At 44.6% G+C, this 18,680-nt stretch carries 19 protein-coding genes and 1 other annotated feature; of the genes, 2 read left to right on the top strand and 17 right to left on the bottom strand.

The window, feature by feature from the left end; genetic code table 11:
• Positions 1 to 10 precede the first annotated feature (10 nt).
• From Q1X33_RS00870 to rplU, 13 genes are all read right to left on the bottom strand, one after another.
• Positions 11 to 1,003, bottom strand: a complete 993-nt coding sequence (locus tag Q1X33_RS00870; protein ID WP_005225763.1) for a mannose/fructose/sorbose PTS transporter subunit IIA — start codon at positions 1,001 to 1,003, stop codon at positions 11 to 13.
• A 69-nt stretch (positions 1,004 to 1,072) separates the two neighbouring features.
• The gene (locus tag Q1X33_RS00875; RefSeq protein ID WP_026008065.1) at positions 1,073 to 1,567 is read right to left on the bottom strand and encodes a mannose/fructose/sorbose PTS transporter subunit IIB; all 495 of its coding nucleotides are present in this window, start codon (positions 1,565 to 1,567) and stop codon (positions 1,073 to 1,075) included.
• A gap of 229 nt (positions 1,568 to 1,796) precedes the next feature.
• Positions 1,797 to 4,571 (bottom strand): sigma-54-dependent transcriptional regulator, encoded by a 2,775-nt coding sequence (locus Q1X33_RS00880; RefSeq protein WP_050759608.1) that lies wholly within the window; start codon positions 4,569 to 4,571, stop codon positions 1,797 to 1,799.
• 230 nt (positions 4,572 to 4,801) lie between these two features.
• Positions 4,802 to 5,335, bottom strand: a complete 534-nt coding sequence (locus Q1X33_RS00885) for a GNAT family N-acetyltransferase (protein ID WP_005225759.1) — start codon at positions 5,333 to 5,335, stop codon at positions 4,802 to 4,804.
• Between the two features lie 96 nt (positions 5,336 to 5,431).
• On the bottom strand, positions 5,432 to 6,340 hold the full coding sequence (locus tag Q1X33_RS00890; protein WP_005225758.1) for a diacylglycerol kinase family protein: 909 nt from the start codon (positions 6,338 to 6,340) through the stop codon (positions 5,432 to 5,434).
• Between the two features lie 147 nt (positions 6,341 to 6,487).
• Complete coding sequence (gene phnE, locus Q1X33_RS00895; RefSeq protein WP_005225757.1) at positions 6,488 to 7,279, bottom strand: phosphonate ABC transporter, permease protein PhnE; 792 nt, start codon at positions 7,277 to 7,279, stop codon at positions 6,488 to 6,490.
• Positions 7,276 to 8,058, bottom strand: coding sequence for a phosphonate ABC transporter, permease protein PhnE (gene phnE, locus Q1X33_RS00900; RefSeq protein ID WP_005225756.1), 783 nt, complete (start codon positions 8,056 to 8,058; stop codon positions 7,276 to 7,278). The genes phnE (Q1X33_RS00895) and phnE (Q1X33_RS00900) overlap by 4 nt, the downstream gene beginning before the upstream one ends.
• Positions 8,055 to 8,843, bottom strand: a complete 789-nt coding sequence (phnC, locus tag Q1X33_RS00905; RefSeq protein WP_005225755.1) for a phosphonate ABC transporter ATP-binding protein — start codon at positions 8,841 to 8,843, stop codon at positions 8,055 to 8,057. The genes phnE (Q1X33_RS00900) and phnC overlap by 4 nt, the downstream gene beginning before the upstream one ends.
• A gap of 95 nt (positions 8,844 to 8,938) precedes the next feature.
• Positions 8,939 to 9,874 (bottom strand): phosphate/phosphite/phosphonate ABC transporter substrate-binding protein, encoded by a 936-nt coding sequence (gene phnD / locus Q1X33_RS00910; RefSeq protein WP_005225754.1) that lies wholly within the window; start codon positions 9,872 to 9,874, stop codon positions 8,939 to 8,941.
• A 460-nt stretch (positions 9,875 to 10,334) separates the two neighbouring features.
• A complete protein-coding gene (locus Q1X33_RS00915) occupies positions 10,335 to 10,799 on the bottom strand; it encodes a GNAT family N-acetyltransferase (RefSeq protein ID WP_005225753.1) in 465 nt (154 codons plus the stop codon).
• A gap of 109 nt (positions 10,800 to 10,908) precedes the next feature.
• The gene (gene rpmA / locus Q1X33_RS00920) at positions 10,909 to 11,202 is read right to left on the bottom strand and encodes a 50S ribosomal protein L27 (protein ID WP_003126181.1); all 294 of its coding nucleotides are present in this window, start codon (positions 11,200 to 11,202) and stop codon (positions 10,909 to 10,911) included.
• 12 nt (positions 11,203 to 11,214) lie between these two features.
• Positions 11,215 to 11,559: a ribosomal-processing cysteine protease Prp gene (locus tag Q1X33_RS00925; protein ID WP_005225752.1), complete on the bottom strand. Its 345-nt coding sequence runs from the start codon at positions 11,557 to 11,559 to the stop codon at positions 11,215 to 11,217.
• 26 nt (positions 11,560 to 11,585) lie between these two features.
• A complete protein-coding gene (gene rplU / locus Q1X33_RS00930) occupies positions 11,586 to 11,894 on the bottom strand; it encodes a 50S ribosomal protein L21 (RefSeq protein WP_005225751.1) in 309 nt (102 codons plus the stop codon).
• A gap of 19 nt (positions 11,895 to 11,913) precedes the next feature.
• Positions 11,914 to 11,984: a sequence feature (ribosomal protein L21 leader region), on the bottom strand.
• Between the two features lie 169 nt (positions 11,985 to 12,153).
• Between rplU and Q1X33_RS00935 the strand changes: the two genes are divergently transcribed.
• Complete coding sequence (locus Q1X33_RS00935) at positions 12,154 to 12,807, top strand: uracil-DNA glycosylase (protein WP_005225750.1); 654 nt, start codon at positions 12,154 to 12,156, stop codon at positions 12,805 to 12,807.
• A gap of 17 nt (positions 12,808 to 12,824) precedes the next feature.
• On the opposite strand, the gene leuD is transcribed toward Q1X33_RS00935, so the two are convergent.
• From leuD to Q1X33_RS00955, 4 genes are read right to left on the bottom strand one after another with little or no spacing between them, the layout of a single operon-like run.
• Positions 12,825 to 13,412 carry a 3-isopropylmalate dehydratase small subunit gene (gene leuD, locus Q1X33_RS00940; RefSeq protein WP_005225749.1) on the bottom strand — a complete coding sequence of 196 codons (588 nt, stop codon included), beginning with the start codon at positions 13,410 to 13,412 and terminating at the stop codon, positions 12,825 to 12,827.
• Positions 13,412 to 14,794: a 3-isopropylmalate dehydratase large subunit gene (gene leuC, locus Q1X33_RS00945; RefSeq protein WP_301969457.1), complete on the bottom strand. Its 1,383-nt coding sequence runs from the start codon at positions 14,792 to 14,794 to the stop codon at positions 13,412 to 13,414. Before leuC ends, leuD begins: the two co-directional genes overlap by 1 nt.
• On the bottom strand, positions 14,775 to 15,839 hold the full coding sequence (gene leuB / locus Q1X33_RS00950) for a 3-isopropylmalate dehydrogenase (RefSeq protein ID WP_034868493.1): 1,065 nt from the start codon (positions 15,837 to 15,839) through the stop codon (positions 14,775 to 14,777). Before leuB ends, leuC begins: the two co-directional genes overlap by 20 nt.
• A complete protein-coding gene (locus Q1X33_RS00955) occupies positions 15,836 to 17,356 on the bottom strand; it encodes a 2-isopropylmalate synthase (protein WP_034868490.1) in 1,521 nt (506 codons plus the stop codon). Before Q1X33_RS00955 ends, leuB begins: the two co-directional genes overlap by 4 nt.
• Before the next feature lie 574 nt (positions 17,357 to 17,930).
• Between Q1X33_RS00955 and Q1X33_RS00960 the strand changes: the two genes are divergently transcribed.
• Positions 17,931 to 18,629, top strand: coding sequence for an O-methyltransferase (locus Q1X33_RS00960; protein WP_005225745.1), 699 nt, complete (start codon positions 17,931 to 17,933; stop codon positions 18,627 to 18,629).
• The last annotated feature ends 51 nt before the right edge of the window (positions 18,630 to 18,680 follow it).

Consider the following 18,680-nt stretch of genomic DNA (forward strand, 5'->3'; position numbering starts at 1 on the left):
GAATACGTTTCTATTTATTCGCCAATTCATTTTTGGCTTTGCGTAAGATTTCGTCCATGTTGTCTCGAGAGTCATTTGGCACTTTACGCACATCGAATTTGATGCCGCGTCCTTTTAGATCTTCAAATGTCTTCACATCGTCCGTACCCATCGACAATACTTTACTTACAACAACTTTCCCAACAGAGTGAGCCATTGAACCAACGTTCACCTCAGTGATGTCAACGCCACCTTCAACTGCACGCAACACATCTTGTGGGTTTTCAAATAATAGTAAAGCTTTCGTATTCCCGAAACGAGGGTCTTTAGAAACTTCGATCATTTTATCCACTGGAATGACGTTCGCTTTTACTCCTGGAGGAGCTGCTTGTTCGATCAGTTTTTTACGCAAATCATCTTTTGCAACTGCATCAGAAACAACGATGATCCGAGATGGATTAACTGATTTTGTCCAAGCTGTAGCGACTTGACCATGTAGCAAACGAGAATCCACACGCGCAAGCACGATTTTGATTTTGCCATCGCCTAGAACAGTTCCCGGAGGAAGTGATCCTTTAGGTTGATCGTCTTGCACAGCTTTTGGTGCTGTCGCTTCTTCTGGTTCAAGCTCTTCTGGTTTGACCTTAACCCCTTCTTTAGCTGTTTCAACGATGTGCGCAGCGATTTCATGCGCAGTGTTCATTGAAAAACGTGAAGCATAGGCTTCGATCACCATTGGTAAATTCATACCAGCAACGATTGCCCATTTGTCTTTGTGATCTTCAAACAAGCTGTTTGCTTGGTTGAAAGGAGTACCACCCCAAAGATCAACTAAGAATAATACTTCTTCTTGATCGTCAAATGTAGCAATTGCTTCTTGCATTTTTGCCTTGATGTCATCTGGACCTTCACTTGGCATCAATGTAACAGCTTTAACATTTTCTTGTTCGCCGAAGATCATTGAACCAGATTGCAAAATGCCGTTAGCAAATTCTCCATGACTTGCTAGGATAATTCCTACCATCTTTTTACCTCCTATATCAAAATTGAAAAATGTGACACGAATACGAAAGAAAAAACAACATCGAAAAAATTAAGGGTGACTACCTTCTTTTTCCAAAATATCCTTCAAAAAGATTTTACGATCAGCTGGAACTTTGCGTATCTCTACTTCTATGCCTTGATTTTGCAAATAAAGCAGCGAAGCAAGATCTTGATCATTGACTGACACGAAATTAGTGATCATCCGTTTTCCCATTGAAAAGCTCATGCCGCCGATATTGACGGAACGAATGTCAATGCCTCCTTTGACCAGAGTCACGACATCTTGAGGGTTGGTAAATAATAACATGACTTTTTGCGTATTAAATAATGTGTTATGCGCCACCTCAAGCATTTTTGCTACTGTCACCACATTGGATTTGATTCCTGGTGGAGCAGCTTCTTTCAAGAGAAACTTCCGTAATTGGTCATTTGCGACCTCATCACTGACCACGATGATTCGATTGATACCAGTCATTTTCGACCAAGCTGTGGCGACCTGACCATGAATCAACCGATCGTCGATTCGGGCAAGACGTATATCCATTCCCATTGTGCAAGCCTCCTACATCCATCGATCCGCTTTTCATATTGAGGATCTGTTCTTTTTTCAATCACCTCCTGTATCCACTTATATAGAAGCAAGAAACGTGCCAAGTTTTTTCGATACACTATTCTTGAAAAAACCTTAAGAATCAGCATTCGGACAATACACTAAAAAAGATACACTAAAAAATACTGTATCTTTTTTAGTGTATCTGTATTATTTGCAGGATTTAAAAATACATTTCTTTTTCGTGATGGTTTTTGATCAGCTCCAGCAGGTAATACTCTTCTGTCTTCGGCACTTCGATATTCATCAAGCGCGAAAATGATTGGACATGCACATGCAATTGGCCGTAAAGAGGATTCTCCTCCATCGCTGCTAAATCAATTTCAGAAACAGTCAATGGTTGACGCAATAAGATCCGCTCCAGCATACCTGCGCCATGCATCACAAAATTGATCTGAAAGCCTTGCTGCGCCCCTACCAAATCCAAATCGTGAATGATCTCTTCGCCAAATTTCCACAACGGCTCTACCACTTTTTTCGCATTGATATAGGTAAAGTTTTCCTCTAAATACCGAACACAGATTTCCTTTGCCTGCCGATCATCTAGCTGCACTTCATCTTCAAAACTCAAATCGTTTTCCAATAAGATATCATCCAACAAAAGATCAACATCTTGGTCGATAAAACGTTCTAATGAAATAAACGGTGCATCGATATGCGGATCAATGATCCCCGTTGCGGCAATCAGCTGGTAGCGCTGTTGAATCTGATCCAAGTCCGTTCTCAGATCCGCCACCGATAAGGTCACTACGTCAACATTTTGATTTTGGCGTTTTGACAATGAGCTTTGGATCAATTCTTTGATGCGCTGCGCTGTCCCTTTTCCCGAAGCGCAGACCGCTAGAATCGCTTTAGGGTGGTGGTTTTGTGACACTGGTTCTTCCACAGTGACCGCTCCGTATCCGCGGAACTTCCGTAATGAATCATAGAGCTGATCGAGGTCCGTGCCGATCACTGATGCTTTACGGACCGTCTCAAGGACGATGGAGGTAGTCACCATATCGACTGTTCGAACAGCCACACCCGTTTCTCGCTGGATTTCATTATTAAAGGTCGCTAAGGACCCCATATCGACTAAGAGGATCACCCCACTGCCGTCATTGACTGCTCGTACACTATCCACGATTTTTTTCAACGCCACAGCCGGTGGCATATCTAATGGCATGTCCACCGCTGTCACTTGATCGACTTCCAACAGCTGCTTGACTACTTGTACCATACTACTAGCCGTACTGTTGCCGTGAGCTGCCACAACGACACCAATTTTCCCAGAGGAATGTGTCGTACGCAGTGAAACCAATAGAACTGCCAAGTAATAGGATTCACTTTCAGGAATCGCCACGTGAAAGCTGTCGCCGATGAAGTCGCGGACTTCTTTGGCAACTTCGAACTCTTGGGGGTAATCCGCCACCATTTGACGAATGTTGTCGTTGGTTTGCCGTTCTTCTCCCAAATGGATCTTTTTCAAAAAAGAACTGATATGCAAACTCATCGCGTAAATAAAGTTTTGCTGGAAATCGTAATTTAACCGTTTCCGAACCATCTCATAAATTTGATTTGTTACACTGATCACTTTCTGATCGACAAATTCACTTAGTTTATTAACAGAATTAAAAGAGAAGCCGTGATCTTTATAAAAAGATTTCAAATGAACATTGATATCGGTTGAAATAAAATGATTGATTGCTTCTTGATCCAAACCATCTGCTTTTAATAAGGCTGCTTTATCCCCGATGATGTCGTAGAGATTGTAAGGCAATTCATAGGAATCTGATTGAATATTGTTTAAGTTTTGATTCGGTTGAATGCTGATCTTCGGTTCAAGGATTTTAGAAAGCTCCGCCAGCTCATTGCGGCGATTCCCCAAAACGATCAATCCTGAACGAATCCCTTCTGGCAAATCGATCAAATCGATCTCAATCTCATCTTGTTGCATATGATTCAAAAAGCCCCGTGCACAGACGAGCTGGACATTGGATTTCAATTGACCGATATTCCCAAAACTGACACTGCCGATCAACGCTTTGACTACATCTTCTGTCAAGGTGATCGTCCGCTGAATACGGGACGCCTCTTGCCCGACTAACACCCGAACGAGATCGACTTTTTCTGATGCGGGTCGTTTCTCAAAGAAGGGCAGTTGAATATTGATAGGAATGCGTCGGGTAAAGGTATCTAATAGCGTTGAGTTGGGGTCTTCGGTAGTCGCTCCAACGATTCGGACATTCGCTTGATGATTTTTGCCCGTTTCCCCTAAACGACTAAACGTTCCATGGTCCATAAAGTAAAAAATCATTTCTTGCCCTTCTGGCGGTAATCGATGGATCTCATCGAGAAACAACATACTCTCATCCGCTTGATCAATAATACCGATCTTCTCTTGATCGGCACCCGTAAAGGCCCCCCGTACATAACCAAACAAATGGCTCATCAAAAGCTCTGGGTTATTTGCATAGTCTGCACAGTTAAAGACGATCAATTCTTTGTCATCGGCAATTACTTGATTGCTTTTGGCAAACTGAAACATTGCATGGGCAAAGTAGGTTTTCCCAGAACCAGTAGGCCCTGTGATCAAGCAGTTTAGCCCTTTTGGCGGATACAAGATCGCTGCTTTCGCCTGCTCAACGGCATTTTTCATACTTCCGTTGGCACCGATGATCGTCGCAAAAATATCTCGGTCAGAGGGTTTTCCTTGTACCCGTTGAGGGAAGGCTTTTTCTCTTTGCGGGCGACTTTCTTTGTAGCTTGGCACATACTTTTCCCTACTGCTGGGATCGACCCCTGCCGCCCAGTAGCGAACAGGCCGCGAGTCGCTTTTTTCGACGCGCCCTTCTTTGACAAGCTTATTTAAATCCTTACTGGCATTACTGCGCTGAATGGCTAAATGATCGGCAACTTCTGAAGTAGACAACCCTTTCTTTTCCCCTAAGCCGCTCATCGTATTTTCGACGATATATTGATAAATCCGTTCGATTCGCTTGCCCAACAGCTTCGCCTCCTTGTTTTTTCCACTTGAATACTTTACTCATTTTTCTATAAAAAAGCAACTTTTTTTCCGTACAGAAAAAGCAAAATACTTTGTTCGAAAGAGCAATAGAACGTCCTATCACATGCTACTCTCAGCATAAAGCATTTTGCCAAAAAAAGATATTCAAAAGTCAGGATGCGTTAGGCTTTTTCATTGGGAATGAACGCTGGTACCTTCTCAGGAAACCATTGCAGTTCTTTTTGCATCCAAATCACATCGTGCCATTGATTGAACTTATAGCCGACCTGCGCAAAATCAGCAACTTTCCGATACCCAAGTTTCTCATGAAAAGCCTCGCTTTGTTGATTGCCTCCTGTAATGCAGGCAGTCAGATTGACCACGTTTTGCGCTTTTAATTTTTCTTCAAGCGCTTGATAAAGAGCGGTGCCGAGCCCTTTTGCCTTGGCATCCGGTGCTAAATAAACGGTTACTTCAACGGTCCAATCGTACGCAGCCCGTTCTTTATAGGCTGACGCATAGGCATAACCGACGATTTCACCAGCCTCTTCTGCAACGAGATACGGGTAGCGTTTCAAGGTCTTGGCAATGCGTTCCGCGAATTCTTGAACCGATGGCACCTCCGTTTCAAAGGTAATCGGTGTATTTTCTACATAATAAGCATAGATTGCTGTCAAGGCTTGGGCATCTGCAATCGTGGCAGAACGTATCGTCATAGAATCCCTTCTTTCAGTAAATTTTTTCCCAGTATACTCTTTCTGAACAAAAAAAACAATCCGCTTTTGACGGATCGTTTCCTAGTGATAAATGATTTAGCGAGCTTTTTCAGCTCCGCAATACACGGTAAGATGCTGTGGCAGTACCGCTACTGTGATTGGCAATTCAGGTCCTGGATCACCATCGACATTCGTTTCGATCGTTGCCCCATCCGTCAAACGAATCGCAGCTTTATCAAAGGTTTGATAGCCAAGAACATCATTTGATTCTGTCACCCCTTTGAGAAGCTCTGGGACACTTTTGACGGTCTCCCAAAGATTCGTATCCTTCAAGTAGATCAGATGTAATTTGCCGTCATCGGTACTCGCTTTAGGCAAAAGAGATTCGAAACCGCCGATCGTATTGGATGACCCAACGATCATCGTACTGCTTTCCACAGCGATCGTCGTTTTTTCGCCATTATTTTCGGCGGTCACTTCAAACGGATGACTTTCATTTTTCCGCACTTCCCGCAGACCAGAAACAAAATAGGCCATTTTTCCCAGCTTAGTTTTTTCTTCGACCTCTACGTTGTTGATCGCTGCTGGAATCATACCGATCGCCACCACATTGGTAAAATAGTCTTGATTGACCTGACCAATATCGATTTTGCGGGTGTGATCCACTGCAAATGATTCGATGGCTTCCTTAGGATCTAGTGGAATCGCTAATGCTCTGGCTAAATCATTTACTGTTCCCAGCGGGAAGAAACCAAAATTTGGTCGTTTGTCATGAGGGGCTAAGCCATTGACCGCTTCATTGACGGTACCATCACCGCCCATTGCAAAGACACTGTCAAAATCTGCTGCCGCTTCAGAGGCAAAACGTGTGGCATCTCCTTCTTTTTCGGTATGCTTGACCACGACTTCTGAAAAAGCTTCCCGCAGCTTTTCTTCTGCCAGCTGCTCATATTCTTGGGCCTGTTCCCCACCAGAGCTTGGATTGACGATCAATAATGCTTTCATAAAACAGCCTCCTTGTTTGGGTTCATTTTCTATGAATCCAGTATAACAAGTTTCAAGAAACCTGTCTTAAACGACCTCCGCCTATCCCCTACAAAAAAAGCACAGCCTAATCAGACTGTGTTTTTTTCGAGTACTCACTTCATTTTATTAAACCAATCGTTTACGCAAACGCCCAGAAATAAAATCAATGATCGTGACCGTCACCACGATCCCTAATAAAATGATTCCTACTCGGCTCCATGAACGCGCATTGATGGCAAAGATCATCGGTGTACCAATCCCACCTGCCCCTACGATCCCTAAGATCGAAGCTGAACGGACAGCCAGTTCAAATCGATACAAGGTAAAAGAAAGAAATTCTGGGATCAGTTGCGGCAATGTCGCAAAGCCTAATACATCCCAGCGGCTTCCTCCCGCACTAATGACGGATTCCGAGGGACCATGGTCCATGTTTTCGATCGCTTCGCTGTAAAGCTTTGCTAGCATCCCAATGGAATGGACACTGACCGCCAAGACGCCAGCAAAGGAGCCCGGACCTACCGTTTTGATAAACATGATGGCTAAGACGATTTCTGGAAACGTTCGAATAGCCGTCAGCACGATTTTCCCAAATCCCGATAACCAGCGAGGGCTGTTTTTGCTGCGCGCCGCCCAAAAGGCAAAAGGAACACTTAAAATCGATGACAAAAAGGTTCCAACAAAGGCAATCGCGACGGTTTCGATCATCAGACTGATCAAATCTTCGCCATCACCGGTATAAACATAGCCCCAATCAGGATGGATCAGGCCATAAAAGATCGAGCCGACAATTTGACCGACATTTTCTTTAACACCAGCAAAAGGCACGCCAGCAAAAGCCCAGATATAAAGGAGGATAACGACTACAGCGATCAGCCAATTCCGTATTTTTTTCTTTTTCGGTTCTGCTGGCAACATCATAATAATCGCTCCCTTAATCTATTACTAATGGTATCAATCACCAAAACAACTGCAAAAATCACTAAGACGATGATCGACGTCTGGTCATATCGAAATTGGCTTAAAGATCGTTGTAAGAAAACACCGATTCCGCCTGCGCCGATATACCCAAGAATCGTCGATGCCCGCACATTGATCTCAAAGGCATAAAGCAAGTAACTAAGAAAATGACTCATGACTTGCGGTACGACTGCATAGCGGATGATATCAAACTTCGATCCTCCAGAAGCCGTGATCGCTTCGATCGGACCTTCATCAATCGTTTCAATCGATTCATAAAACAATTTGGTGATCATCCCAAAAGAAAACACAGAGATGGAGATCACCCCTGCAACGGGACCAATTCCGACAATGGCGACAAATAAAGCCGCCAGCATCAAATCAGGTACCGTCCGAATGATATTCAAAACAAAACGGAAACAACCACTGATCCAATGATTGGTCATGATATTTCGTGCTGCTAAAAGTGAAAACGGAAAGGCCGCCAGTGCACCAAAGGTTGTGCCGATGATCGCCATTTGGATCGTTTGCAAAATCGGCTCAACAATGATTTTGGCATATGCCCAATCAGGATGAGCCATCTTTTGTAAGATGACATTCATTTGACTGCTATTGCTAAAGAACCGTGCCAAATCAACACCTGAAATAGAGCCGCTAACGAACAATACCACAAAAAAAATGACGAGCCAAAGAACATTTTTCCATAGTCCGCTGCGTTTCGGCAACGTATTTGTCGTCATTGTCCCGCCCCTTCCTGCTCTTCCATGATCTCGCTGCCATAAATCTGTTTCAATCGCTGATCGGTCGCTTCACTGACAGGGCCATCAAAAACCAAGCCTCCGTCTCGCAACCCGATGATCCGCGTGCCGTATTCTCTTGCCAATTGGACAGAATGTAAATTGACTACGATGGTGATCCCTAGATCTTGATTGATCCGTTTTAAGTCATTCATGACTTTTTCAGTGGTTAACGGATCCAATGAAGCAACCGGTTCATCCGCTAAAATAATCTTCGGCTCTTGCGTCAACGCCCGGGCAATCGAAACCCGCTGCTGCTGACCGCCAGACAATTCATCGGCTCGGGTATAGACTTTTTCTGCTAAATTGACCCGCTGCAGTGATTGATACGCCAACTCTTTGTCCGCTTGCGGAAACAGACCCAGCAGCATTTTGAGCGTGGGATGATAAGCCACTCGCCCCGTTAAGACGTTTCGCAAGACACTCGAACGTTTCACCAAATTGAAGCTTTGGAAAATCATGCCAATGTCTCGACGAATCAAGCGCAGCTCTCTTCCTTTTGCTTTTGTGATCGACTTGTTATCGATTAAAATCTCGCCGCTCGTGATCTCGTGCAGTCGATTGATGGAGCGCAGCATCGTCGATTTACCTGCACCGGATAAGCCCACTACGATGACAAATTCCCCTTTTTTGATATCGATGTTCAAGTCCTTCAACCCCAACACCCCATTTGGGTATTGCTTGGTCACATTCTGAAATGAAATAATCGTTTCGTTCTCTAGAGCCATGATTCTCCTACTTTCTTTCCATTAGGTAAAAATTGCTGTCCATTCGAAAAGGGTACCTCAACTACCGGTACCCTCCCGATCTATTCATCTATTAATTATTGTCCGACTTGTTCCGCATACTCTCTTACGATGTCGAAATTGCTGTCTTGTGAAACAACGTATCCTTCATGAGAGTAAATATCAGAGATGATTTGTTTTCCTTCTTCATCTTTTCCGATCGCGATAAAGGCATCTTGGATTTTTTTGTCCCACTCTTCACTCATATCGCTGCGAACACTGATCGTATCGTTCGGAATCGGTTCGGTAAAGTACATTGGTTCTACCTCATCCATGATTTCTGGGTAATCATTTTTGACCGTGTTACGGGCATCTTCAAAAACGAAAGCCGCATCAACGTCGCCATTCAAGACTGATAAGACCGCTTGGTCATGGCCTTTGACTTGAACAGTCGTCACATCCGTATTGATATCGATGCCTGCTTTTTTCATTTCTGCTACTGGCCAAACATAACCGGCAGAAGAAGTAACATCTTGCGTGGCAATCGTTTTGCCTTTTAAATCGTCCAACTCTTTGATGTCGCTGCCGCTTTTTACGACGATCATTGAACGATAGCTATCAACCAATTCATCCGTTGATTCGCCACCAGGCTGCTTGATGCCATAACGCTGTGCTTGCAATAACACCTTTACATTGCTTTGCTCATTTGCTAAAACATAGGCATTCGGCGGTAAAAAGCCGACATCTACTTGTTTCGAAGCCATTGCTTCGACGATTGTATTGTAGTCAGTGGAAACACTCACTGTAACTGGAATCCCCAATTCATCACTTAACAATTGCTCAAGTGGTTTTGCTTTTGCTTCTAATGTTTCTGCTGCTTGTGATGGGACAAATTGAACGGTCAACTTTTCTGGTACATATCCTGCGTCCTCAGCCGCCGAGTCAGTACTTGCTCCACCTGAGCCACATGCCGCCAGCGTAACTGCTGCCACCAAACCTAAACCAAACATTGCCGTTTTCTTCCAAACTTTCATCACTTTTTCTCCTTTTCATTAAAAAAATCGAACTCATGGAATTCCGAACTTTCCTTTTTGATTATAAAAAACCAACGAATTAAAAACAATCTTTTTCGAATTACGAACGTTTTCTTTTTTGATAATGTTCGTGTTTTTGACCGAAATCATTCGTGAGCACATTCTCAATAATCAACGTTTTTCGAAAGTTTCTTTCCATTTGTTCTACTTCCTCAGAGTATCAAATGAATATAAGGTTTGTGTTGTCAACGTGTAAAGATTCTGTTAACAGCAAAAGGAACTTTGTGAACAACAAAGCATGGACATACTCGTCATTCTTACCCCAAGTGCACAAAATTTCTTGAAACGTCTAACCAGAAGATGACCGCACACTTTTTTTTACGAAACAATACAAAAAAGCAGAGGATTCCCTTAAGAACCTCTGCTTTTGACCTCATTCTCTTACTGTAGAAAGAGTCATTTACCCTTGGTCCGTTGGCAGCTGCAACAAGAGTACATGCTCGTTCTCAATCATTTCACCCGTCAAAACAAAGCCATTGCGTTCGTAAAGCTTCGTTGCGATCTCGTTGCCATCCACAGCGGAGATCCTTAATTCTTGCGCTTGGATATGGGTTTTGAACCAATCTAACCCAGCAAGAAACGCCTGAGTGCCTAACCCTTGATTTTGGAATTTTTCTGCGATCATAAACCGCTCGATCCACCACGAAGCTTTTGGATAATCCTCATCCGCCTCGTAAAAACTAAATAGCATAAAGCCGACCATTTCCTCACCATTGTATAGGGCAAATGCCTGACGAGGTTCGTCATAGATCGCCTCTAACATTGAGTACCAATTGGGCGCAACAAAGTCTTCTTGCTCCTTCGTTGTCTTCAAATTCATGCACGCACGATAGTTTTCCTTCGTGATTTCTTTCAACTGAATCATTGCTTCGCTCCTTATCTAAGCCATTATAAATAACTATTTCGTTAAAACGGTTTCATTGGTGTATAAAAAAACACCCAGGTTACTTTTACGTAATCTGGATGTCATTTTCTTATGCTTCTTGCGCTACTGGATACACAGATACTTGTTTTTTGTCGCGGCCTTTACGTTCGAAACGAACAACGCCATCAACTTTTGCAAACAATGTATCATCTCCACCGATACCTACGTTTACCCCTGGGTAAATTTTAGTACCGCGTTGGCGATAAAGGATTGATCCGCCTGAAACGGTTTGACCGTCAGCACGTTTCGCACCTAAACGTTTTGATTGAGAGTCACGTCCGTTAGAAGTAGAACCCCCACCTTTTTTGTGAGCGAAGAATTGCAAATTCATTTTCATCAACATGAGATGCACCTCCTAGTTTTCTTTAGTAGTTTTGATTTGGATATAATCGTTGTACTCTTCTTGAACTGATTGCAAGCCGATCAACAAATTTTCTAAAAGAATTTGTGCGATATTCGACTGCTCTTGGGTCAAACGAGAAGGCAGTGTGACTAATAAGTACCCACCATTTTCGTTATCTGCTTCAACTTTTGGCGCAACGCCAGCCAAAGCATCGATCCCATTGACTGCACTGATCGCTAAAGCGGATGCTGCAGCACAGACGATGTCTTTGCCGTATTCTCCTGCTTGTGCGTGTCCAGCTAGTTCAAAAGAAACAATCCGACCAGAGTCATTTCGTTTGAATGTCCCTTTGATCATATTCGTTACCCTGCTTTTCGTAAGAATTAAGCGTTGATCGCGTCAATAACAACTTTTGTGTAAGGTTGACGGTGACCTTGTTTACGGTGTGAATGTTTTTTAGGTTTGTATTTGAAAGTTACGACTTTCTTTTGTTTGCCGTGTTTTTCAACAGTCCCTTCAACAGTTGCTCCTGCAACGATTGGGGCACCAACTTTTGTTGATTCGCCACCTACTAAGATAACTTCATCAAAAGTAACCTTTTGTCCAGCTTCAACGTCCAATTTTTCAACGTAGATTGCTTGACCCACTTCAACTTTTACTTGTTTCCCACCAGTTTTGATAATTGCGTACATGCTCTACAGCACCTCCTTATAATATACTTAGACTCGCCATCCCAAGTGACTTTCGTACTTACTACTTGTTCTGTGCGGTTGTAGCTGTGGAGTCCACAATTACAACAGATTAACTTTATCAAAATGTTTTCCTAAAGTCAATGACTAATTAAGGAAAAGACAGAATTCTTTTGCTACTAGTCATTTCCTTTTGTGCATTTTTTATTTTCTATTACTATAGAAGAAAGAGCACAAGTGAAACAGAATTGGAGGAGTTTTCATGCAATACCCCAAAGAATTAGCCACTGCCGTTCAACAGGCGTCCCGCAGTTATCCGTTGGAAGGATTTGTTCCCGGTCAAGGACCGCTGCAGCCCAAATTGATGATCGTTGGGGAAGCCCCTGGTCGAACCGAAATCGAGAATTTTATTCCTTTTAGCGGACAAGCAGGAAAAGAATTGATGAAATCGTTGGCTTTAGCCGGTTTGACCCGTGAGGATGTCTACATCACCAGTGCTGTCCGCAGCCGCCCATATTCCATCAAAGAACGAATCAACAAACGCAGCGGTGCCCATGAGATCGTCCATCCCAATCGGACACCTACCAAAAAAGAAGTCTTGCTACACGCACCGCTGCTTGACTACGAGTTGTCCGTTGTAGATCCACCCGTCATTGCAACTGTTGGCAATATCGGACTGCAGCGATTATTAGGCAACGCCTATTATATCAAAGATCACCATGGCGAAGTGATCCGTTCCAAAATACAAGAAAGCAATCCAACAAAAGATGGCTATCAATGGTCGGAAAAAGAATATTTGATCGTGCCGATGTATCATCCCGCTGCGATCTTTTACAATCGAACGTTGACTCCGCAAATCGAAGCCGATTGGCGAGGGTTAAGAAACATCCTCTCACAAATACCAGCCGACGAATAACGACCAGTCCCCTAGCCCTACTGCCAATACGTTGGAATCGTCTGCTCATAGGCGGTGATTTTCGCCTCTTCCTGCAACGTGATACTGATCTCATCGAGACCGTGGATCAATTTGTGTTTCCAGGTAGCATCGATTGCAAAGAAATGCTCCTCCCCGGCAACGGTCACACATTGCCTTGGCAAGTCAATGCTGATTTTTTCTGAAGCAGGCAGCGAAGCGATCCTTTGGCGAACAGTCAAAGGCAGCTCGATGGGCAGCAGCCCGTTTTTGGTGGCATTCATATAGAAAATATCACCGAAGCTGCCAGCAATCACGGCTTTAAAGCCGTAATCCAACAGCGCCCATGCCGCGTGCTCTCGAGAAGAGCCAGAACCAAAATTATCACCAGTGACGAGGACTTGAGCGGTCTGATATGCTGGATCATTCAAGATAAATGCTGGATTAGGCTTGCGTTGCGGCAAATAGCGCCAATCGTCAAATAAAAATTCGCCAAAGCCCGTTTTTTCAACGCGTTTCAAATAATTTTTCGGTAGGATTTGATCGGTATCGATATTGTCATTCATCAAAGGCAGCGTCGTACCTTCAAATTGCGTAAAAGCTTCCATTAACCAACACCTCCAACCACTTCTCGTACATCGACAAAGCGCCCATGAATCGCAGCTGCTGCCGCCATCGCTGGACTACAGAGGTGCGTCCGCGCGTTTTTCCCTTGCCGTCCAACAAAATTGCGGTTTGATGTGGAGGCACAATGGACGCCTTCTGGTACTTTATCAGGATTCATTCCTAAGCACATGGAACAGCCAGGCTCCCGCCATTCAAAACCAGCGTCAATAAAGACTTTGTCTAAACCGATCGCTTCCGCTGCTTTACGAACAGGGCGTGAACCAGGAACGATAATACCAGTGACCCCTTCTTTGATGGTCTGACCTTTCAAAATCGCCGCTGCCTCTTGCAGATCAGACAACCGACCATTGGTACACGATCCAATAAAAATGTATTCAATAGGGATATCAGCAGCTGTCTGTCCAGGTTGCAGCGCCATATATTCATAGGCTTGCTGATCATTGTGATCCCGCACTTCAGGAAACGCTTCGCTGACTGGTACCCCCATTTCTGGATTGGTTCCCCAAGTGATATAGGGTTCTAAGGTTGTTGCGTCTAGGGTGATCAGGGCATCATAGTTAGCATCTTCATCGGTATAAAGGCTTTGCCAATCAGACACCGCACTGGCAAACGCTTGCGGCGCAAAGCGTCGATCCTTCACATAAGCAAAGGTCGTTTCATCAGGTGCGATCAAGCCCATTTTCGCCCCACCTTCGATCGACATATTGCAAATGGTCATGCGTTCTTCCATCGTCAGGCTACGGATCGTTTCGCCAAAGAATTCTACGGCATAGCCACCACCAAAATCAGTGCCATGGGTCGCGATCAATGCCAAAATAATATCTTTGGCGTACACTCCCGGCTGCAGGTGACCGGTAATCTCAACTCCCATGCGTTTCGGTTTTGTCTGCCAAATCGTCTGTGTCGCAAAGACATGCTCTACTTCACTCGTACCGATCCCAAACGCGATCGCACCGAAAGCACCATGGGTGGCAGTGTGGGAATCCCCGCAAACGATCGTTTTCCCTGGTTGGGTCAAGCCAACTTCTGGGCCAACCATGTGGACGATTCCTTGGTTGGCAGAGCCATTGTCACACAATTCGATCCCAAATTCTCGACAGTTTTTACGTAACGTGTCCATTTGCTTTTTTGCAACCAGATCAGTGATGGTAAAAATATCTTTGGTAGGCACGTTGTGATCCATCGTTGCGAAGGTTTTTTCGGGACAACGGACTGTCCGTCCCGCTTGCCGTAATCCTTCGAAGGCTTGCGGTGTCGTCACTTCATGGATCATATGCAGATCGACATAAAGCAGCTGCGCTTGCCCTTCTTCTCCTGTGATCACATGCCGATCCCATAGTTTATCAAACAGCGTTTTCCCCATAATTGCTCACTCCTAACTGTGCAATAACCGCTTCTGTAAAGGCAGTTGTCGTTGCTGTACCACCTAGATCACGGGTCAAGATCCCCGCATTCATTACCTCGTAACAAGCACTTTCGATGGTATCCGCCAGCTCTTCCTCTTGAAAGGACTCTCTTAGCATCATGACGACAGATAAAATCATGGAAACCGGATTGGCGCAATTTTGCCCAGCGATATCAGGTGCAGATCCATGAATCGGTTCATATAAAGAAACCCCTTCTGCGCCATGACTTGCGCTAGGCAGCACCCCTAAGGACCCTGGCAAAACCGAGGCTTCATCACTTAAAATGTCGCCAAAGAGATTTTCTGTCACGATTACATCAAAGTCTTTGGGATTTTGGAGGATTTTCATAGCGGCGGAATCAACATATTGATGAGTCAAATGACAATCTGGGAATTCCTGTGCCGTTTCTTCCGCTAATCGGCGCCAAAGTCGGCTAGTCGCCAACACATTTGCTTTATCGACAGAGAGAACCCGCTTCTTCCGCGTGCGGGCGATCTCAAAAGCTTTACGCAAAATCCGTCGAATCTCTGCTTGATGATAATGATTGATGTCGTAGGCTTCTTCAGATTTTTCTGCTTTTTCGCCAAAATAGATACCGCCAGTCAACTCACGAACGATGACAAAATCTGTCCCCCGAAGGATCGCTTCTTTAATGGGAGACAAAGCAATCACCGCATCAACTACTTTGATGGGCCGAATATTGGCGTATAGCCCTAACGCTTGACGCAAATCCAAAAGTCCTTTCTCGGGTGTTATCGGTGCGTTTTCCCAAACTGGATCACCAATGGCTCCTAAAAGGATCGCATCCGCCTGCTGGCAATCTTGTAGTGTTTCTTGCGGCAATGGCTCTCCAGTAAGTGCCAGCGCCGCACCACCAAATGGCCGCTGGTCAAAATGAAAACGTTGGAGATGGTCTGGACAAGCCGCTTTCAATACCGCAAGCGCACTGGCCATAATTTCTGGTCCGATGCCATCTCCTGCTAAAACCACGATCTTTTTCAAACAAGGACACCTCGATTCTTTAGAGCTGCGCTAGCCTGTACATAGGCTTTGGCTGACGCCTGCAAGACATCAAAGTCTAAGCCGATCCCGCTGATTTTTTCATTGGTTTCCTGGCATTCAATAACCACGTGCACTTCCGCTTGCGCATCTTCCCCACTGGTCAAGGCAGTGATCTCATAGTTCAACAACTTCGGCTGCTGCTGGAAAATCTGATCGATCGAGTTGTAGATAGCTTGGATACTGCCGGCACCGATAGCTGATGCCACTTGTTTTTCCTCGTCTTTGATGATAGAAACCACCGCTCCTTGATGGCCATTGGACACGTATTGCAGCTGAACGGCGTCCAACTCACAGCCACCTTCTTGACTGCGGCCTTGATCAGCCACCAAAGCCAGCAAATCTTGTTCGGTCACTTGCTTTTTCTTATCTGCCAACTCTTTGAAGCGTTTAAACAATTCATTGGTTTCTTCTTGGTCAAACTGGTACCCCAGCTGCTGCATTTTATCGACAAACGCATGGCGGCCAGAAAGTTTGCCAAGAGGCAGTGAGTTGGTTTGTACGCCTACCAATTGCGGGGTAATGATTTCGTAAGTTTCAGGATTTTTCAAGACGCCATCTTGATGAATCCCAGATTCATGAGCATAGGCATTGCCGCCGACGATCGCTTTGTTTTTCGGTACCGTGATCCCAGACAAACGTGCCACCAGATCGCTGGTGCGTTTTGTTTCGTTTAACTTGATGTTGGAGGTAGCCTGATAGAAATCATTGCGAATATGCAACGCCAGTGCCACTTCTTCTAGTGCGGTGTTGCCCGCTCGTTCGCCGATCCCGTTGATCGTTCCTTCCACCCGATCAGCACCATTTTCGATAGCTGCCAGCGCATTGGCTGTCGCCATTCCCAAGTCATCATGACAATGGGAAGAAAAAATGATCGGCTGCTCACTCTTGATATTGGCGATCAAATAGGCAAAAAGCGCACCATATTCCGTAGGATTGGTAAACCCTACTGTATCGGGCACATTGATGATCGTCGCGCCGGCATCAATCGCTGTTTGAACCGCCTCAAGCAAGAAGGCCTTATCGGTGCGGGTGGCATCTTCTGGCGAGAATTGAACTTTTTCAAAGCGTTCACGGGCATAAGTCACATGTTCTTTGATGGAAGCGAGTACTTCTGCTTTCGTCATATTCAGCTTGTACTGGCGATGCACCTCACTCGTTGCTAAAAAGACATGGATCTGGGGATCGACGGCTTGATGAAGAGCTTCATAGGCACGATCAATGTCTTTTTTCTGACAACGGGCAAGTCCTGCAACGGTCATTTTCGTCACCGCCCCAGCAATCGCTTGGACTGCTTGAAAGTCTCCTTCTGATGCAATCGGAAAGCCTGCTTCGATCGTATCGATCCCCCATTTTTCTAATTGCAGCGCCAGTTGAACCTTCTCTTTTGTATTGAAGTTGACTCCCGGCGTCTGTTCACCGTCTCTCAATGTGGTGTCAAAAAACTGGATTTTTCTCATCACTATTTCCTCCTTGGCAGTGGTAGGGGCACGCTTGGCGCGACCTCATTCAAACAAATTGAAAAAATGGTATAAAAAAAGCACTCCATAAAGGGTTTCCTTCATGCAATGCGAATAGGACTCTTCAAATGATGCCTTAAAAAGGCGGGTCATAGAAAAAGAGTCCTTACGATAATAATAATAAAAATGCAGCTGTTTGTTTCAATCGTTTATCCATCGTCGTCACCTATCACTTTTTTTATCTTGTTATGAAGATACCAAACAGCAGGTTCCTCTGTCAACACTTTTCCCTGAATTTTCTGAATATTTCGATAAAAAGTTCGTTTTCGCCCTGATGATGGGTTGCTTTTCTTCCTTGATGAAAATTTAAGCAGAACCTGACGAGATCTTCACAGGATTTTAACCAAACCTCCACATAACACCGTTATGATAGAAATATTCCAAAAATATTTTTCACCCCTTTATCCTGCCAGTCGTATGACTGGTTTTTTTGTTGTTCCAAAGACTCGAAAAGATTGAACTTAAGGTGAGTTATTCGTATAATAAGGGGCAGCGATAAATGAGGAGGATGAAGATGCGCAACGAAATGATGCATCGTCCAGTAGTAAAACCAGAACTAGTGGCGTTTATGCGTGAAAAACAAAAACAATTACCCGGCGAACTTGGTGAAATCGAGCAAGCCGCTCATGAAAAAGAAGTGCCAATCATCCCACATGAAACTGTGGTCTTTTTGCAGTTTTTATTGGGACAGCTTCAGCCAAAAGAAATCCTTGAGATCGGCACAGCGATCGGTTTTTCTTCAAGCTTAATGGCACAATGTGTGAAAGAAGGTCATGTCACAACGATCGATCGCTTTGACGTCATGATCCGCAAAGCCAAAGAAACCTATGCTCGCTTAGGAAATGAAGACAAAATCACGCTTTTAGAAGGACAAGCGGCAGATGTCCTGCCTACATTGAGTGGGCCTTATGATTTTATCTTCATGGACAGTGCCAAATCGAAATACATTGAATTTTTGCCAGAATGTCTGCGTCTGTTACGCAAAGGTGGCGTGTTGATGGTGGATGACGTGTTCCAAGCTGGAACGATTCTACAACCCATCGAAGACATCCCTCGCAACCAGCGAGCGATCCATCGGAAGTTGAATCTTTTCTTGGATACCGTGATGAACCATCCTCAGCTGACCTCCACCCTCGTCCCTTTAGGAGATGGCGTGATTCTCATTACGAAAGAAGCAGATAGCGTAATCCTTGAGGAACCTGAGAAAGGTTGAGGGCAGCTGCGCTTCCTTTTTTCAAAGAAAAAATAAGAAAAGGGCGAAAAG

The organism is Enterococcus sp. B2E4 (genome assembly GCF_030499455.1).
Taxonomy (GTDB): Bacteria; Bacillota; Bacilli; order Lactobacillales; family Enterococcaceae; genus Enterococcus_D; species Enterococcus_D casseliflavus.

What these genes read in the sequence shown, in the direction of transcription:
- Q1X33_RS00870 (WP_005225763.1), bottom strand. Translation starts at nt 1,003, where the DNA reads ATGGTAGGAATTATCCTAGCAAGTCATGGAGAATTTGCTAACGGCATT.
- Q1X33_RS00875 (WP_026008065.1), bottom strand. Translation starts at nt 1,567, where the DNA reads ATGGATATACGTCTTGCCCGAATCGACGATCGGTTGATTCATGGTCAG.
- Q1X33_RS00880 (WP_050759608.1), bottom strand. Translation starts at nt 4,571, where the DNA reads ATGAGCGGCTTAGGGGAAAAGAAAGGGTTGTCTACTTCAGAAGTTGCC.
- Q1X33_RS00885 (WP_005225759.1), bottom strand. Translation starts at nt 5,335, where the DNA reads ATGACGATACGTTCTGCCACGATTGCAGATGCCCAAGCCTTGACAGCA.
- Q1X33_RS00890 (WP_005225758.1), bottom strand. Translation starts at nt 6,340, where the DNA reads ATGAAAGCATTATTGATCGTCAATCCAAGCTCTGGTGGGGAACAGGCC.
- phnE (WP_005225757.1), bottom strand. Translation starts at nt 7,279, where the DNA reads ATGATGTTGCCAGCAGAACCGAAAAAGAAAAAAATACGGAATTGGCTG.
- phnE (WP_005225756.1), bottom strand. Translation starts at nt 8,058, where the DNA reads ATGACGACAAATACGTTGCCGAAACGCAGCGGACTATGGAAAAATGTT.
- phnC (WP_005225755.1), bottom strand. Translation starts at nt 8,843, where the DNA reads ATGGCTCTAGAGAACGAAACGATTATTTCATTTCAGAATGTGACCAAG.
- phnD (WP_005225754.1), bottom strand. Translation starts at nt 9,874, where the DNA reads ATGAAAGTTTGGAAGAAAACGGCAATGTTTGGTTTAGGTTTGGTGGCA.
- Q1X33_RS00915 (WP_005225753.1), bottom strand. Translation starts at nt 10,799, where the DNA reads ATGATTCAGTTGAAAGAAATCACGAAGGAAAACTATCGTGCGTGCATG.
- rpmA (WP_003126181.1), bottom strand. Translation starts at nt 11,202, where the DNA reads ATGTTGATGAAAATGAATTTGCAATTCTTCGCTCACAAAAAAGGTGGG.
- Q1X33_RS00925 (WP_005225752.1), bottom strand. Translation starts at nt 11,559, where the DNA reads ATGATCAAAGGGACATTCAAACGAAATGACTCTGGTCGGATTGTTTCT.
- rplU (WP_005225751.1), bottom strand. Translation starts at nt 11,894, where the DNA reads ATGTACGCAATTATCAAAACTGGTGGGAAACAAGTAAAAGTTGAAGTG.
- Q1X33_RS00935 (WP_005225750.1), top strand. Translation starts at nt 12,154, where the DNA reads ATGCAATACCCCAAAGAATTAGCCACTGCCGTTCAACAGGCGTCCCGC.
- leuD (WP_005225749.1), bottom strand. Translation starts at nt 13,412, where the DNA reads ATGGAAGCTTTTACGCAATTTGAAGGTACGACGCTGCCTTTGATGAAT.
- leuC (WP_301969457.1), bottom strand. Translation starts at nt 14,794, where the DNA reads ATGGGGAAAACGCTGTTTGATAAACTATGGGATCGGCATGTGATCACA.
- Q1X33_RS00955 (WP_034868490.1), bottom strand. Translation starts at nt 17,356, where the DNA reads ATGAGAAAAATCCAGTTTTTTGACACCACATTGAGAGACGGTGAACAG.
- Q1X33_RS00960 (WP_005225745.1), top strand. Translation starts at nt 17,931, where the DNA reads ATGCGCAACGAAATGATGCATCGTCCAGTAGTAAAACCAGAACTAGTG.